Genomic DNA, 571 nt, shown 5'->3' on the forward strand with positions numbered 1-571 from the left:
TAAATATATTTTAATGAAAAAAGTAGAAGGAAATAGCATTATTTATCAAAATGCTCTAATCTATTATTATATACTCAATGCCGATAATCCAAATTCTCAAATCATACAATATCTAGTCAATCGTGGAGCTAAATTTGAAGTGCATAAAGATGACTTTGGTTGGACTCCTATGCATTTTTGGGCCAGATGCAATAATTATGAATTATTAGAACTAGCTATTAAAGGAGGGGCTAATGTGGATATGCAAACCCGACTTATTCAAGAGAGTGAATACAATGAAACTCTTTTATTTGAAGCTGTAAGCGAACCTGAAACTTATAAGGTTACAAAGCTTTTAATTGAACTAGGAGCTAATGTAAATTTTGCTACCCCAAGAACTCCTTTAGATAATGCAAAAGGATCTAGAAATAAAAAACTTTTAAAAGATGCAGGAGCAATGACTTCAGAGCAAATTAGAAAAAAATATAATTTACCAGCATATGATTCTTCTCATTGTGAAATTGATGGAAAAACTGACTTTGATTTATTGGGTAAATATCGTGATGAATGCTCCAAACTTTTAAACGATGCC

The 571-nt window shown here is 31.0% G+C and carries 1 protein-coding gene; it reads left to right on the forward strand.

Annotated elements, in window-relative coordinates:
• A partial coding sequence (locus tag L8W69_RS09255) for an ankyrin repeat domain-containing protein (protein ID WP_263667000.1) occupies positions 1-571 on the forward strand: 571 nt, incomplete at both ends.

Source organism: Campylobacter sp. CNRCH_2016_3089, assembly GCF_025772505.1.
GTDB lineage: Bacteria > Campylobacterota > Campylobacteria > Campylobacterales > Campylobacteraceae > Campylobacter_D > Campylobacter_D lari_D.